This window comes from uncultured Helicobacter sp. (assembly GCF_910577135.1).
Taxonomy (GTDB): Bacteria; Campylobacterota; Campylobacteria; order Campylobacterales; family Helicobacteraceae; genus Helicobacter_C; species Helicobacter_C mastomyrinus.
In genome coordinates this window covers 1-13,861 of sequence record NZ_CAJTLL010000028.1, presented here as the reverse complement: position 1 = coordinate 13,861, position 13,861 = coordinate 1, and the positions used below count along the sequence as shown (strand labels likewise).

Below are 13,861 nucleotides of genomic sequence, written 5' to 3'. Positions count from 1 at the left end.
AGAATCTTTTTCATATATGTTCCTTTTTGAGATGAATTTGAGGCAAAGTAGTTTTAAGGGAATTGTAGCATATTATTTTCGATACAAAGCTATGTAGAATCTGCAGTGATTCTAAGTGAGCTTTTAGAGTGTTTATGTGATAATCCGCGCTTCTATTTTTGCATACCTTAAGGAACAATAATGTCGCAAGAACTTTACCTACAAGATGATACCCTCATTATCTCCAAAACAGATTTAAAGGGTTGTATTACCTATGGCAATGATGATTTTGTATATTTTAGCGAGTTCAAAGAAGAAGAATTTTTAGGCAAGAAACATAATCTCATTCGGCATAAAGATATGCCTCGCATTGCTTTTAAACTCTTATGGGAAAATATACAAAATGGCAAAGAATTTTTTGCATTTGTGAAAAATATCTCACGTAATGGACGTGCTTATTGGGTTTTTGCAAATATCACTCCTTCTTATGACAAGCAAAATAATATTATTGGTTATTATTCTGTGCGTCGCCGCCCTAGTAAAGAAGGTGTGGCTTTTATGAACGATATGTATGCTAAACTGTCTCAGGCAGAATCTCAAGGTGGCGTGCAAGCTTCTCTTACGCTGCTTACAAATACTTTGCAAGAAGCCAATATTAGCTATGATGAATTAGTGATTAATCTACAAAATACAGGTAAAACACAAGGGTATCATTAGGATTGATTGTTTTTATATTACGACAAAATCGCCGCATTTGCACGAAGTGCAATAGCAAAGGCATAATAGAATCTCATTGTATAAACAAAGGAGAAATATGCTTATTGCCGCTTATAAGCCACCATTTATGAGCTCCAATGCTTACCTTTCATCGCTTAAAAAGCGTTTTCATATATCAAAAGCAGGGTATCTTGGCACACTTGATCCTTTTGCAAAAGGCACGCTTGTGGTGGGATTTGGGAGCTATACGCGGCTCTTTATGCATTTGCAGAAATCCCCTAAGACATATAGGGCAACTCTATGGCTTGGGGCGTATTCTAGGAGCTTAGATATAGAGCATATAGAATCTGTAAAGGTTATTAATACCTATCCACAAGCACACATAGAGGGGATTCTAAATGGGTTGCAAGGCAAACATACATATACCCCACCACTTTTTAGCGCAAAGCATATCAATGGCAAAAGAGCCTATCAACTTGCTAGAGCGGGAGAAAGCTTCTCTCTCTCGCAAGTGCAAATGGAGATTTATCATATAAAACTTTTATCCTATTGTCATCCTTTTGTGCATTTTGAGGTAAGCGTGAGTGAGGGAGGGTATGTGCGGAGTATTGGCGAGATGATAGCACAACATTTAGGTGTAAATGGCGCATTATCAAGCTTAGAGCGGATCAGTGAGGGTGCGATGGCAGTAAATCAAAGTGAAGGTATAAGAATCTTAAATCCGCTAGATTATCTCCCATACGCAAAGATTAAATCTACATCGCTTTGTAGGCAAGATGTGGCTAATGGGAAAAAGATTTGCTTAAAAAATACACAAAAAGGTAAATATATAGTGTGTTTTGAGGATTTTTTCTCTATAATTGAGGTTTTGGAAAATAGCAGTATCAAATATATTTTAAATAGGATAGAGTATGCTCATACTTTCACGCAAACAAGAGGATAGCGTTATTATCGGCGATGATATAGAAATAAAGGTTATTTCTATTGACAAAAATAGTGTGCGTTTGGGCTTTTCCGCACCAGAATCTTGTGTGATTTTGCGTGGTGAGCTTAAAGAGGCGATTACCTCTGCTAATAAACAAGCCTCACAAGATACTAATAACACTACTCTTACGCAGATTCACACACTCCTTAATATAAAAAAAGAAACGAGATAAGTAGTGAATCTTATCATCTATCCTAAACTCAATATTTTTCTTAAAATTATTGGATATAAAGAAGGCTTTCATCAGCTCAATTCACGCTTTGTGCAAGCTATCGGAGAAGTCTATGATGAAATGCAGATAAGCTCATCATCTCGCTTTATGCTAATGGGAGATTTTGGCTGTGAAATGCAGGATAATCTCATTTATAAAGCAAAATGTGCAATGGAGGATTTTTTATCCGCACGGAGTAAAGAAACAAAGGGCTTGCAATCACTCAAAATAGAAGTGCAAAAGGTTATCCCCAAAGGTGCGGGGCTTGGCGGTGGCAGTGGCAATGCGGGAGCATTTTTACGAGGGGTAAATGCTTTTTTGGAGCTTGGATTAAGCGATGTAGAGCTAATCCACATAGCACAAGAGGTGGGGGCTGATGTGAGCTTTTTTGCAAGTGGGGTAAAGAGTGCAAATGTGAGTGGTAGGGGCGAATGCATAGAGCCTTTTATAGAATCTCCACTCAAGTATGACATTTACACGCCTCCTATTTCTTGTGATACAGCGAAGGTGTATCAAAGCTATAAAGATTCTATAAAATCGCAAAAATGCCATTATAGTAAGCCCACAACGCAATGGTTTACCCTCACAAGTAAGGATTTACTCCATTTATCGCATTTGCGCGAAGAACTCAATGATTTGTTTTTAAGTGCTACTTTGCTCTATCCTGCGCTTAAAGATATTGCTTTAGATTTGGGTGAGGGGTGGTATTTTAGCGGAAGTGGCAGTAGCTTTTTTAGGATAAGGGCTTAAAGAATGGAAACGCGCATTATTGCTAAAAACAAAAAGGCATATTTTGATTATGAGATTTTAGAGACATTAGAGAGCGGCATTGTCCTAGCAGGAAGTGAGGTTAAGAGCATTCGCGCAGGGCGGGTAAATCTCAAGGATAGTTTTGTGAAAATCGTGCGGGGGGAGGCGTTTTTATTTCACGCACATATATCTTTTTTAGAGACTACTTATACATATTTTAAACCTAATGAACGTGCCCCACGTAAGCTTTTGCTCCATAGAAAAGAGATTGATAAGCTTTTTGGGAAGGTGAGTCAGCAATCTTTAAGCATTGTTCCATTAAACATTTATTTCAATCAAAGAAATAGAATCAAGCTTTGCATTGCACTTGTGAGAGGAAAGAAGCTCCATGATAAGCGCCAAAGTCTTAAGCAAAAGACGCTAGAGCGTGAGGCAAGGGCAAATATGAAAGATTATGGCAAAAAGTTGTAGGAGTGGGCGATGAAAGAAGTCATAGATTATGGTGTGCTAGGGTTTTTGCTGTTTTTAAGCATTGTGATGTTGGGCGTGGCATTAGAGCGTTTATGGGCATATCATAAAATAGATGTGGAAGCATTTGATGATAAGCGAATCTTGGAGCTTTTGCTTCATAAGCGTTTGACACTTATTGCGACTATTGGCTCAAATGCGCCATATATCGGGCTTTTAGGGACGGTTTTTGGCATTATGATAACATTTGTAGAAATTGGCTCAAATGCGCTTGTAGATACACAAAGCATTATGGTGGGGCTTTCCCTCGCGCTTAAGGCTACGGCAGCGGGGCTGCTAGTGGCGATACCCTCGATTGTATTTTATAATTTTTTGTTGCGTAAGGCAGAGGTATTGCTTTCACTCTGGGAAATCGCACATAATCCGCCACATAAAAGTAAAGTCCCTACAAGGTATGATGTGTGAAAAAGATAGATTCTCTTAATCTCATTCCTTTTATTGATATTATGCTTGTGTTGCTTGTGATTGTGCTAACAAGTGCATCTTTTGTCGTGCGCTCTCAAATACAAGTTGATGTACCGCGACTTGAGGAGACACAGGGACAAAATACTCAAAAAAAAGAAACCCATTCTATTACTATTGACAAAGAGGGGCACTTTTTTCTTGACGATAAGCCTTTATCTTTAAATGAGCTAAAGGCGCAAGTGGAGCAATTGGAAAGAGATACGCAGGTTATTATCCGTAGTGATAGGCAGAGTGATTTAGAATTTTTCCTTGAGGTTACTACAATGTTGCGTGATGTGGGTATTTATGATGTATATGTTACCACAGAGCAAAAATAGTATTTAGGGTGTGAGGAGGATATATGCAAGAGATTAATTGGCTGATTAATATATGTTTCACCATTGGTATGGTGGGGCTGTTCGTATGGGATTTTAAGACTTTTGGTGAGCCTTTGCATAAGGACTTTAAAACTATCATTATGAGCACAGGGGTGCTTGGGACATTTGTGGGAATCTTTGTAGGGCTTATAGGCTTTGATACCTATGCTTTGCAAGATTCTGTGCCTTTGTTGCTTAATGGATTAAAGACAGCATTTTACACATCTATCTTGGGTATGGGCTTAGCAATTGCCCTCTCTATTATGCAAAGGGCAAAAGATGTAAAAAGCACTCAAGATATAAATATGGACTATATGCTTAACCAAATGGGGAATTTAAGCTATCTTAAGGGTATTGAGGAGCTTAATAATAAAATGCTTACGTTACCCACGAAAGAAGATATGCGTATGATAAATGCTTCCACAAATACATTTTTAGAAACAAGTTTGCATAAGATTGATACTTCTTTGCAGGAGGCGATTAAGCAGCTTGCTTCAGGAGCTTCAAAGGAGCTTATTAGTGCATTGGAGCTTGTTATTAGGGATTTTAATCATAATCTGCAAAATCAATTTGGAGAGAATTTTAAAGAGCTTAATAATGCTGTGGGGCGGCTACTTGTATGGCAGGAGAATTATAAACAAAGCATTGAAAATACACAAGATTTGCTTTTGCAAACACAAAGTGCTATGAATGAAAGTGCAAACGCGATGAATGCCACACAGATGACTTTAGAATCTATTATTGCGAATAATAAAAGCGCAATGGAATTTTATAGTAAAACTTTAGAGGTGTTTGATGATATGAAGAGTAAGGGTGATAAGCTTATGGTGCAACTCAATGAAATTGCCATACTTGGCTCTCACGCAAAGCAATGTTTAAGTGATATGGATAGCCTATTCACAAAAGCTACAGAGAGTATCACTTCGCTTGAGGGTATCGCTTCTAAACAGGTTGAAGGGCTGAAAAATGAAATTATGCGTTATTTCACACAACTAAATGAACACGCACAGCAGAATATGGAGCATTTAAGAGTATTCATAGAGCAAAGCACACAGCAGAGTAAAGAGCATATAGGAGAGGTTTTAAGCGAACATAGTGCAAGTTTTAGCACACAATGTAATGTCTTTACGGGGCAAAGTAAGGCATTGTTTGAAGAGATTGTGCAAAGTGCGAATACGCATATCAGGCATTTAAGTGAATCTTTGGAGCAAAATATCGCGCAAAACATAGCATCTAGCACTCATAATGCAGAGGAGTTTGCCAAATTACGAGAGCATATTGCTAAAAATCATAGCGCGATTGTGGAGAGCTTAGAATCTAGTCTTTCTTATCTTACCTCTCATAATCAAGTGATTATGCAAGATATGACAAAAGATATGAAAGATATGCAAGAAGCCTATCTTCTTAGGGCAAATGAAAATATGGATAGCATACTAAATAAAGAGCAAGAAATGATAAAATCGCGAGTAGAGGGTTTTGATAAACTGATGACAAAAAGCGATAAGTATGTTAATTCACAATATACGCATATCAGTGGATTCATTAAAAAACTTGCAGGCGAATACTTGAAGATTATGCAAAAGCTCACTAAAGATTCTGTGGCAATTCCCAAGGATATGGGTGTGCAAGTGGTAAAGGACTTTGGCACTTTGCAGCATAATCTCCTCTCGCATTTAGGGAATCTCAACGCCCAGATTCAGCATAATAGCGCACAACTTATTGAGCTCTATCGCAATGTGCAAAATATTGTGAATGAAAATGTTGAGGGCAATAAAACATTACAAAAAGAGATTAGAGAGACATTTGATACGCTTGATTCTCAAATGAATACAAGTATGGAGAATTTTAAGGAAAATTATGAGTGGTTTTTGCGCCGTGTGCGTGAGATTATTGGCTCAAGATAGCACAGAGGCGGAGAGATGAAATACAATCAATGGATTAGCATTTCGGACATGATGGCAGGCATTATGATGATTTTTTTGCTCATTATGGTGTCTTTTATGCTCATTACGCAGCAAGCCCAAGAGGATTTAAAGATTCAAAATCAAAAGCTTTTGGCACTCAATGAAGCAATGAGTGCGATTGCGCAGAATTATTCAAATTTGCAACAAGAGCTTTATGAGGCATTATTCAAAGAATTTAGCAAGGATTTAAAGGCGTGGGATGCGTATATTGATGAGGATAATACCATTCGCTTTAATGAGCCTGAAGTGCTATTTGATACAGGTAAAAAGCAGGTAAAAAAACGTTTTAAAGATATTTTAGATGATTTTTTTCCTCGTTATGTGAAGATTCTGTCCTTAGAGAAATTTAAGGATAATATTGAAGAAATCCGTATAGAGGGGCATACCTCTCAAATTTGGTTTGCAGCCCATAGCTTAGAAGAGCGATACCTTGGCAACGCCGAACTCTCACAGGCAAGAGCATTAGAGGTGCTAAAATATTGCTTTAATCTTAAAAGTATTGATGGATATAAAGAATGGTTGATTAAAGTGTTTCGCGCTAATGGCTTATCCTTTGCTAAACCATTAGCAGATGATGAAAAATCAAGACGTGTAGAGTTTAGAGTGATTACTAAAGCAAATAAAGATTTGCTTAAGATCCTTGAAATTAGCAAAGATTTAGAGCTAAAATAACCTATCTTTAAGTAAAAAATGGGCATAATCCCGGACTTATTTTAACGTTAAGGCTAAATTATGAAAAGAACATATCAACCTCATAATACACCTAGAAAGCGCACTCACGGATTTCGCGCAAGAATGAAAACAAAAAATGGTCGCCGTGTGATTAATGCAAGGAGGGCAAAGGGTCGTAAAAGACTTTCTGTGTAAGCAATAAAATAGGTAGTATAGCTTTGATGAAGTTAGATTCTCTTAAAACAAAGCTAGAATTTGACTTTGTCTATAAAAATGCAAAAAAGTTTTTTTATAAGCATTTTATACTCTATGCGCTTAGGATTTCACACCACCAACCCCCTCACTTTCGGGATAAAAAAATCTTGCAAAGTATTCAATCGCGTAAAGCTGCTATCTACCTTGGATTCAGTATTTCTCGTAAAATTGGCAAAGCTAATAAACGTAACCTCCTCAAAAGACGCATCAAAGCTATTGTGTATGAAAATAGCGCACATTATGAGGGGCTTATCTTTATATTTGTTGCTAAAGATGGGGCAACTTCTCTTGCTTTTCCTATGCTTAAAAGAGATGTGCTTTCTGCTTTTACAAGAGCATACGATATGCTATGTTTTCCATCTCAAAAGTCATCTTTAAAAAAGAGGTATGAATGCTATTAAGGAGGTGTATGAGCGGGGTTTTTATTTGGAGTGTAAGATTCTATCAAAAATATCTCTCTGCATTTAGTGTGGGAGCTTGTCGTTATTATCCTAGCTGCTCACAATACACATTATGGCTTTTATATTTTGACAATCCTTTTTTGGCGCTATTTAAGTCATTTTTACGTATTTTACGTTGCAATCAGTGTTTTATGGGGGGTATTGCTTATCCCCGAGCAAAGATATGTTTCCAAAATATTATATTTGCGCCCAAAAAGGTAAAATATTGGTTTGTGCCTACTACAAATGCAAGTTTTTTGGATATAATACCCGTTTTTCACAAAATTTACTATTTACAAGTCTATATTGTCAAATCATTTCCTCAAAGGCAGTGTTATGTATCGTCCAAATGAACAAGACAATGGTATGTCGCTTTCACGTGTGCTTATAGCCGTAGGTCTTTCCATTGCTTTCTTTGCTGTATATGCGTATTTTTTTCCTCAAAAGCCTCCACAAGAGGCTTCAAAAGTAGTGGAATTAGCTCCTGAATCTACTTCGCATTCTCCTTCTATGGCTTCCAATACCCATTTAGAAAACACTATGCAAGATTCATCTCTAGCCATAAAGAATAACCAATCTTTGAAACAAACAATTATTACACGTATTCAAGCACACTCTTTTGAAATAGATATTGATGCTTTGGGTAGAATTAGACAAGTCTATCTTAAAGATAAAAAATTCACACGCAATGAGCAAAACAGCCTTTTTGGTATGATAGGTGAGGCATTAGGGCTGAAGTTATCACATCAAGCAGTGGTTGAAAAGCTCCCTTTGTTTGGGGATTTGGCATTGCACACAATGGAAGTGCGCTTTAGTGATGTTGAATTGAACAAAAAAGCTTTTGATACCCCATATACTGCAAGCGCGACACAGCTTGATATTGATAGGGCTCCTGTGGAGCTTACACTTAAGCAGAATCTTGGCGAGATTGTAATCACTAAATATCTCACTATCCACCCAAACCTTTCTTATGATGTGCGCATAGAGCTGAATAAGCCTAATGTAGAATATTTTGTAAGTAATGGTATGCGACCTACTGCCGATAGTGATACGTATGCTTTTAGAGGTGTTTTGACACGAAGTAGTCTTGATGGGGTTTTGACAAAAATTGAAGATGGCGATGCGAGTAGCGACTATATCGCAAAAACCGCGCTCGATATGCGTCAATCTAGCTTTGTAGCAAGTGTGGATAGATACTATACAAGTTTGTTTTATAGTAATGCGCCTCAGGGATTGCATGTTGTCCTCAGTGGGGATAATGCACATAATCCTATGCCTTTTGTGCGATTTGAGGGTAATGCGTCTTTTGCGGGATATATAGGACCAAAGACCTATAAGGAGCTGCAAAGGATAGATGATAGCCTCACAGACGTAGTGGAATATGGGCGCATTACATTCTTTGCTAAACCTCTTTTTGTCTTGCTTGAATACCTCTATGATTTGTGCGGGAATTGGGGCTGGGCGATTGTGCTTCTAACGCTTATTGTGCGTGTAGTGCTGTATCCTCTCACTTATAAGGGTATGATGTCTATGCAAAAGCTTAAAGATATAGCCCCTAAAATGAAAGAATTGCAAACTCGCTATAAAGATGACCCACAAAAGCTGCAAATGCATATGATGGATTTGTATAAAAAGCACGGGGCAAATCCACTTGGTGGTTGCTTACCCTTGCTTTTGCAAATTCCTGTGTTTTTTGCTATTTATCGTGTGCTGCATAATGCGGTGGAGCTTAAAAGCTCTGCGTGGATTCTATGGATTGATGATTTATCGGCTATTGACCCTTATTTTGTCTTACCTGTGTTAATGGGTTTAAGTATGTATCTTTCTCAAAAGCTCACACCATCAAATTTCACAGACCCTATGCAGGAAAAAATCTTTAAAATGCTCCCTCTTATTTTTGCTATATTTTTTATTGTCTTTCCATTTCCTGCTGGGCTTGTGCTGTATTGGACGATTAATAATGTCTTTTCTATTATTCAGCAAATAATGCTTAATAAAGTTGTAGAAAAACGAAAAACAAAGGAGATTGCAGAGCATCATAGACATTATGATAAAGAAAAGCAAAAGGCGGCGAAATGAGAAAAATTGTAGAAAAAAGCTTGGAGGCTGCCCTCATCAAGGCATCAATGGAGCTTGGCTGTTCGGTAGCTGATTTAGAGTATGAAGTGGTGCAAAATCCTAGTGGAGGATTTTTGGGATTAGGAAAAAAAGAAGCGATTATTATCGTAGATGATAAAAAGCAAAGATGGGCTAAAACAGCACATAGTCAATCTTTGAAAATAAAAGAGGTTTCACACAAGGAGCCAAAGCAAGTCAAACAAGATGTTAAAATTCCACCAAAGGCTACTGATAATCCAGCTTTTGAGACATATACGGAAGATATTTGGGGCGAAGAAAATAGGGCTTGTGAGAGCCAGAATCAAGATGATGAGGCAAATGTCGCTCAAATCCGCACAGAGATAGAATCTTTATTTGCGCTTCTGCCTTTTGATATTGATAAATTTGATGTGCGTTTGGAGCCTGATAAAACACTTTTTGTATATATTGATGGGCGTGATTGTGCCCTGCTTATTGGGGAGAAAGGCTATCGCTACAAGGCACTCTCTTATTTGCTCTTTAATTGGGTTAATTCAAAGTATGGCTATTCACTCCGCCTTGAAATCGCAGAATTTTTGAAAAATCAAGAAGAGATGATAGATGTGTATCTTAAGGATATTGTGCGATTGATTAAGCTTAATGGTAGAGCGCAGACAAAAACGCTTGATGGAATTCTGGTCTATATTGCGCTAAATAAATTGCGCGAGATGTTCCCTAATAAATATGTCTCTGTGCGACAAAATGAGGCTGATGAAAAATACATCATTATCAACGATTTTAGACGATAGCACGATTGTAGCTATTGCTACACCTGTGGGTAATGGAGCGATTAGTATCGTGCGCTTGAGTGGCAAGGAAGCTTATAAAATAGCTCTAAGCCTTACACACAGGGATTTGCTAAAGCCACGTTACGCACATTTATGTTGTATTTATGATAGGCAAGATATGGCTATTGATGAGGCTTTGGTGCTGTATTTCCCTGCTCCACATAGCTATACGACACAAGATGTATGCGAAGTTCAATGCCACGGGGGGATTACAAGTGCTAGGGCGATTATGCAGCTATGCCTTGAAATGGGTGCGAGAATCGCCCTAGCGGGAGAATTTACTAAACGCGCTTTTTTAGGCGGGAGGCTTGATTTAGCACAGGCTCAAGCAGTGGCTTCCCTCATTCAATCAAATAGCCTTGAGGCAAATAAGATTCTTATGCGGCAGCTTAGGGGTGATGTGGGAGTGTTTGTAGAGTTGGTGAGAGAATCTTTGCTAGAGATTCTTGCCATAAGCGAGGCAAATATCGATTACAGCGAGGAGATGGACACAGATTATAAAGATGATATGCTCACGCGACTAGAACGCACAGAATCTAAGCTAAGAGAGGTATATGAAGCTTCTATAAGACAAGCCCCGATTATTGAGGGCTACACATTGGCGATTGTGGGTAAGCCAAATGTGGGTAAAAGCTCCTTGCTAAATGCCCTACTTATGCGCGAACGCGCGATTGTGAGTAGCATAGAGGGGACTACACGCGATACGATTGAGGAGAGTTTGCATATCAATGGTGCGCTCGTGCGTATCGTGGATACGGCGGGGATTAGAGAAAGTAATGATGAGATAGAACGTATCGGTATACAAAAGACGCAAGAAGCTCTGCAAAGAAGTGATATTATCTTAGCCCTTTTTGATGGTTCAATACCCTTTGATGAGCAAGATAAGGCGGTGCTAGAAATGTTGCAAAGCCTTGATAAAAATGTGCTACTTGTGCTAAATAAAAGCGATTTATTTCAAAGCTGTGAGCTAAATGTGTTTGATAATTTTTTTGCTACACATACTAAAGCCCTGCTTCCTGCCCCGCTGCGCGTGAGTATTTATAATGGAGAGGCGCATAAGATTGCTAAGGCACTTGAGGGTGTAATTAGCACACAGAGTGGACACCAAAGCCTTATTCTCACTTCACAACATCAATTAGAATCTTTAAAGGGTAGCCTAGATTCACTCAATAGGGCGTATGTGCTTTTAGCAAGTGGGGAGCTAGAGCTGCTTTCATATCATATCCGCGATGCCATAGATTCTATAAGCCACATCACGCGCCCTTATGAGAATGTGGAATTGCTTGACAAGCTTTTTAGCGCATTTTGCTTGGGCAAATGATGCTTGATTTTTCATTAAGCTTTGTGGAGAAAAGGACGCTTTTTGAGCGAGATTTTTGGATAAAGCGCGATGATGTAATCCACCCTTATTGCAATGGCAACAAAGCACGGAAGTTCGCTGCCCTGCTTGATGAGAGCCGTTATCCTGTGTGGCTAAGCTGTGGGGGCAATCAGTCTAATGCGATGTCTGCCCTTGCCTATCTAGCGCATTTTAAGGGCGTGAGATTTAAGTATGTAATGCCTCAAATGTCTAGCCTAGCATATAGACAAGAGATGGATAATCTTGCCTATGCACTTAAATGGGGTATGGAGGTGTATGTTTTACCCACAGGCACGAGTGTAGGCGATTTAGAATCTTATGCCCTTTCACTTGTGGATTCTCAAACACTCTTTATCCCGCAGGGTGGAAGCGTAGAATATGCCTTGAGCGGTATGTCTGCCCTTGCATTAGAGCTAAAGCAAAGCATAGGTGGGAATCCTCTGCTTTTTTACGCAAGCGGAAGCGGAGTAGGGGTGATAGCCTTGCAAAAGGCACTAGATTCTATCTTTCCACAGGCGAGTTTGGTGGCGATTTGTTGTGCGGGGAGTAAAAATGAACTAAGACAGAGGGCATATAGTCATAATGTAGGGCATTTGCAAATTTTGCAATCCCCCTTTACCTTTGCTAAGCCTAAAAGGGAGATTTGGGAGATGAGGGAGTATCTATCGCAAAATGATGTGAGATGTGATTTAATCTATGATAGCCCCGCTTTTTGCGTGATAAAAGCACATTTAGAGCAATTTTCACAAAGGCAGCTTGTCTTTATCCACTCTGGGGGACTTGTAGGCGATATAAGCCAAGTAAAGCGGTATGAATCTTTGCTTCATAGGTGATCACACAATATTTATACATCTCTATATTCAGTCTGCATCTTTTTTGACAATTTTAGTATTTGCGTGAGATTCTACGATTTGATTGAATGTTTTTTACTGATTTCTATAGTTTGACACATATTGTATTTTACAAATGATCAAGCACGTGGTCTAATTCATTGATATAAATAAGGGCTTGTTCCCTACTAAGCCCTAGCGATTTTACTACTTCACTTTCAAAGCTCCCAAGCTGCAACTCTGCTAACATATAGGGATTAAGATATTTTTCAAACTTGTGTGCGGGTAGATTCATCAAGTGGAGTAATAAGTAAAGGATTGTCTACTTGATGATTTTGCATAAGATATTTAACAATTATACGAGAGTCTTTCCTACCACTTACGCCTATGACACAATCATATATCCCCACCCTATTAGCTGGTTACTTTCTTTGAGATGTTGGGTGAGCCATTGCTAGCTAGCCTTAAAATCAAAATTTTGCTTTAGCATTAATGCAGGCACCACAGATTCCATTTTTCTGATAGGGATTATGGCGGTATTCCATTGGGAATCCGCATATTTCACAGCCTTTTATGGCATTCATTTTTGCTCCTTTGATTTAGTTTTGGCGTGAAGTTAATTGTTTTGCTTCCTTGTATGTGAGATTTGTGTGAAAAATATCCCTTAAGACACAATGTGGGTTAGGTAAAATTCTATGATGGGGGTAAGTGCCTACTACGATACTATTGCTAGGCACATCACAATTTAGAATAAACGCATTTGCGCCCAAGATGACATTATCTCCAATATTACATTTGCCAATAATCTTGCTTCCCGCATAGAGTGCCACACCTACCCCTAAGGTTGGGTAGTAAATGCCATCTTCTCTTTGGTCTCCTCCAATCGTGCAGTTTTGATATATACTTAAAAAATTACTATATTGTGCGCGTCCTAGCACACTTCCTAGAGGGTGGGTAAATATAAAAATATCAGGCAGGGCAACTTCATAGAATATATCAATGCTATGTAGAATCTTATTAAGATAGTAAATCTGAGTAGCCACTTTTGGATTTCCTGCTAAGAAATAGCTCCTAGCAAGGCAGCACAAAAACATCGCATACTTATCAGAGTGATAGAAATCCTCCATACTTAATGGAGTATTTGAAAAATATTTTTCTTGTATGGCACTTATGCAGGTATTAAACTTTATGAGGGCAGTTTCTGTAATCTTATCATCAAAGACAGGAGATTCAAAGAAGTTAGAAACTTGTTTTTGAAGATGAGAATGTAGAGATGGGATAAGAGATTGGTATGAAGTAAAGGAGGTAATCATTGTAATACCTCCTTTGGAGTAAGGGCTGTTATTTTATAATAATGGCAATCCCCCAATTGAGCAGTATACCCGCAGGGATTTTTAGATGTATAGGAGTTTTGTTTATATCCCC

General features: G+C 38.5%; 18 protein-coding genes. 16 read left to right on the top strand and 2 right to left on the bottom strand.

Features of this window, described 5'->3' with window-relative positions; all coding sequences use genetic code 11:
• The first annotated feature begins 180 nt into the window (after positions 1–180).
• The 16 genes from QZ289_RS10025 to QZ289_RS09950 all read left to right on the top strand — a co-directional run bounded on the left by QZ289_RS10025 (position 181) and on the right by QZ289_RS09950 (position 12,439).
• Positions 181–696: a PAS domain-containing protein gene (locus QZ289_RS10025; RefSeq protein ID WP_295702179.1), complete on the top strand. Its 516-nt coding sequence runs from the start codon at positions 181–183 to the stop codon at positions 694–696.
• Between the two features lie 97 nt (positions 697–793).
• Positions 794–1,639, top strand: coding sequence for a tRNA pseudouridine(55) synthase TruB (gene truB, locus QZ289_RS10020; protein WP_295702177.1), 846 nt, complete (start codon positions 794–796; stop codon positions 1,637–1,639).
• Positions 1,608–1,853 (top strand): carbon storage regulator, encoded by a 246-nt coding sequence (locus QZ289_RS10015; protein WP_295702175.1) that lies wholly within the window; start codon positions 1,608–1,610, stop codon positions 1,851–1,853. The genes truB and QZ289_RS10015 overlap by 32 nt, the downstream gene beginning before the upstream one ends.
• A gap of 3 nt (positions 1,854–1,856) precedes the next feature.
• On the top strand, positions 1,857–2,642 hold the full coding sequence (locus tag QZ289_RS10010; protein WP_295702173.1) for a 4-(cytidine 5'-diphospho)-2-C-methyl-D-erythritol kinase: 786 nt from the start codon (positions 1,857–1,859) through the stop codon (positions 2,640–2,642).
• A 3-nt stretch (positions 2,643–2,645) separates the two neighbouring features.
• On the top strand, positions 2,646–3,113 hold the full coding sequence (gene smpB / locus QZ289_RS10005) for an SsrA-binding protein SmpB (RefSeq protein ID WP_295702172.1): 468 nt from the start codon (positions 2,646–2,648) through the stop codon (positions 3,111–3,113).
• A 9-nt stretch (positions 3,114–3,122) separates the two neighbouring features.
• Positions 3,123–3,575: a TonB-system energizer ExbB gene (exbB, locus tag QZ289_RS10000; RefSeq protein WP_295702170.1), complete on the top strand. Its 453-nt coding sequence runs from the start codon at positions 3,123–3,125 to the stop codon at positions 3,573–3,575.
• Positions 3,572–3,952, top strand: a complete 381-nt coding sequence (locus QZ289_RS09995) for a biopolymer transporter ExbD (protein ID WP_295702168.1) — start codon at positions 3,572–3,574, stop codon at positions 3,950–3,952. Before exbB ends, QZ289_RS09995 begins: the two co-directional genes overlap by 4 nt.
• A gap of 23 nt (positions 3,953–3,975) precedes the next feature.
• Positions 3,976–5,895 (top strand): hypothetical protein, encoded by a 1,920-nt coding sequence (locus QZ289_RS09990; protein WP_295702166.1) that lies wholly within the window; start codon positions 3,976–3,978, stop codon positions 5,893–5,895.
• Positions 5,896–5,910: 15 nt separating this feature from the next.
• A complete protein-coding gene (locus QZ289_RS09985; protein WP_295702164.1) occupies positions 5,911–6,627 on the top strand; it encodes an OmpA family protein in 717 nt (238 codons plus the stop codon).
• 60 nt (positions 6,628–6,687) lie between these two features.
• Positions 6,688–6,822, top strand: a complete 135-nt coding sequence (gene rpmH / locus QZ289_RS09980) for a 50S ribosomal protein L34 (RefSeq protein WP_011114959.1) — start codon at positions 6,688–6,690, stop codon at positions 6,820–6,822.
• 26 nt (positions 6,823–6,848) lie between these two features.
• A complete protein-coding gene (gene rnpA, locus QZ289_RS09975) occupies positions 6,849–7,283 on the top strand; it encodes a ribonuclease P protein component (protein ID WP_295702161.1) in 435 nt (144 codons plus the stop codon).
• Between the two features lie 8 nt (positions 7,284–7,291).
• Positions 7,292–7,675 carry a membrane protein insertion efficiency factor YidD gene (yidD, locus tag QZ289_RS09970; protein ID WP_295702158.1) on the top strand — a complete coding sequence of 128 codons (384 nt, stop codon included), beginning with the start codon at positions 7,292–7,294 and terminating at the stop codon, positions 7,673–7,675.
• Complete coding sequence (yidC, locus tag QZ289_RS09965; protein WP_295702156.1) at positions 7,659–9,401, top strand: membrane protein insertase YidC; 1,743 nt, start codon at positions 7,659–7,661, stop codon at positions 9,399–9,401. Before yidD ends, yidC begins: the two co-directional genes overlap by 17 nt.
• Complete coding sequence (locus QZ289_RS09960; RefSeq protein WP_295702154.1) at positions 9,398–10,207, top strand: Jag N-terminal domain-containing protein; 810 nt, start codon at positions 9,398–9,400, stop codon at positions 10,205–10,207. The genes yidC and QZ289_RS09960 overlap by 4 nt, the downstream gene beginning before the upstream one ends.
• The gene (gene mnmE, locus QZ289_RS09955; protein WP_295702152.1) at positions 10,170–11,567 is read left to right on the top strand and encodes a tRNA uridine-5-carboxymethylaminomethyl(34) synthesis GTPase MnmE; all 1,398 of its coding nucleotides are present in this window, start codon (positions 10,170–10,172) and stop codon (positions 11,565–11,567) included. The genes QZ289_RS09960 and mnmE overlap by 38 nt, the downstream gene beginning before the upstream one ends.
• A complete protein-coding gene (locus tag QZ289_RS09950) occupies positions 11,567–12,439 on the top strand; it encodes a pyridoxal-phosphate dependent enzyme (RefSeq protein ID WP_295702150.1) in 873 nt (290 codons plus the stop codon). Before mnmE ends, QZ289_RS09950 begins: the two co-directional genes overlap by 1 nt.
• Before the next feature lie 127 nt (positions 12,440–12,566).
• Here QZ289_RS09950 and QZ289_RS09945 read toward each other — a convergent pair whose 3' ends face one another.
• On the bottom strand, positions 12,567–12,731 hold the full coding sequence (locus QZ289_RS09945; protein ID WP_295702148.1) for a hypothetical protein: 165 nt from the start codon (positions 12,729–12,731) through the stop codon (positions 12,567–12,569).
• Between the two features lie 304 nt (positions 12,732–13,035).
• Positions 13,036–13,749 (bottom strand): hypothetical protein, encoded by a 714-nt coding sequence (locus tag QZ289_RS09940; protein WP_295702146.1) that lies wholly within the window; start codon positions 13,747–13,749, stop codon positions 13,036–13,038.
• Positions 13,750–13,861 lie beyond the last annotated feature (112 nt).

What these genes read in the sequence shown, in the direction of transcription:
- QZ289_RS10025 (WP_295702179.1), top strand. Translation starts at nt 181, where the DNA reads ATGTCGCAAGAACTTTACCTACAAGATGATACCCTCATTATCTCCAAA.
- truB (WP_295702177.1), top strand. Translation starts at nt 794, where the DNA reads ATGCTTATTGCCGCTTATAAGCCACCATTTATGAGCTCCAATGCTTAC.
- QZ289_RS10015 (WP_295702175.1), top strand. Translation starts at nt 1,608, where the DNA reads ATGCTCATACTTTCACGCAAACAAGAGGATAGCGTTATTATCGGCGAT.
- smpB (WP_295702172.1), top strand. Translation starts at nt 2,646, where the DNA reads ATGGAAACGCGCATTATTGCTAAAAACAAAAAGGCATATTTTGATTAT.
- exbB (WP_295702170.1), top strand. Translation starts at nt 3,123, where the DNA reads ATGAAAGAAGTCATAGATTATGGTGTGCTAGGGTTTTTGCTGTTTTTA.
- QZ289_RS09990 (WP_295702166.1), top strand. Translation starts at nt 3,976, where the DNA reads ATGCAAGAGATTAATTGGCTGATTAATATATGTTTCACCATTGGTATG.
- QZ289_RS09985 (WP_295702164.1), top strand. Translation starts at nt 5,911, where the DNA reads ATGAAATACAATCAATGGATTAGCATTTCGGACATGATGGCAGGCATT.
- rpmH (WP_011114959.1), top strand. Translation starts at nt 6,688, where the DNA reads ATGAAAAGAACATATCAACCTCATAATACACCTAGAAAGCGCACTCAC.
- rnpA (WP_295702161.1), top strand. Translation starts at nt 6,849, where the DNA reads ATGAAGTTAGATTCTCTTAAAACAAAGCTAGAATTTGACTTTGTCTAT.
- yidD (WP_295702158.1), top strand. Translation starts at nt 7,292, where the DNA reads ATGAGCGGGGTTTTTATTTGGAGTGTAAGATTCTATCAAAAATATCTC.
- yidC (WP_295702156.1), top strand. Translation starts at nt 7,659, where the DNA reads ATGTATCGTCCAAATGAACAAGACAATGGTATGTCGCTTTCACGTGTG.
- QZ289_RS09960 (WP_295702154.1), top strand. Translation starts at nt 9,398, where the DNA reads ATGAGAAAAATTGTAGAAAAAAGCTTGGAGGCTGCCCTCATCAAGGCA.
- mnmE (WP_295702152.1), top strand. Translation starts at nt 10,170, where the DNA reads ATGAAAAATACATCATTATCAACGATTTTAGACGATAGCACGATTGTA.
- QZ289_RS09950 (WP_295702150.1), top strand. Translation starts at nt 11,567, where the DNA reads ATGCTTGATTTTTCATTAAGCTTTGTGGAGAAAAGGACGCTTTTTGAG.
- QZ289_RS09945 (WP_295702148.1), bottom strand. Translation starts at nt 12,731, where the DNA reads ATGAATCTACCCGCACACAAGTTTGAAAAATATCTTAATCCCTATATG.
- QZ289_RS09940 (WP_295702146.1), bottom strand. Translation starts at nt 13,749, where the DNA reads ATGATTACCTCCTTTACTTCATACCAATCTCTTATCCCATCTCTACAT.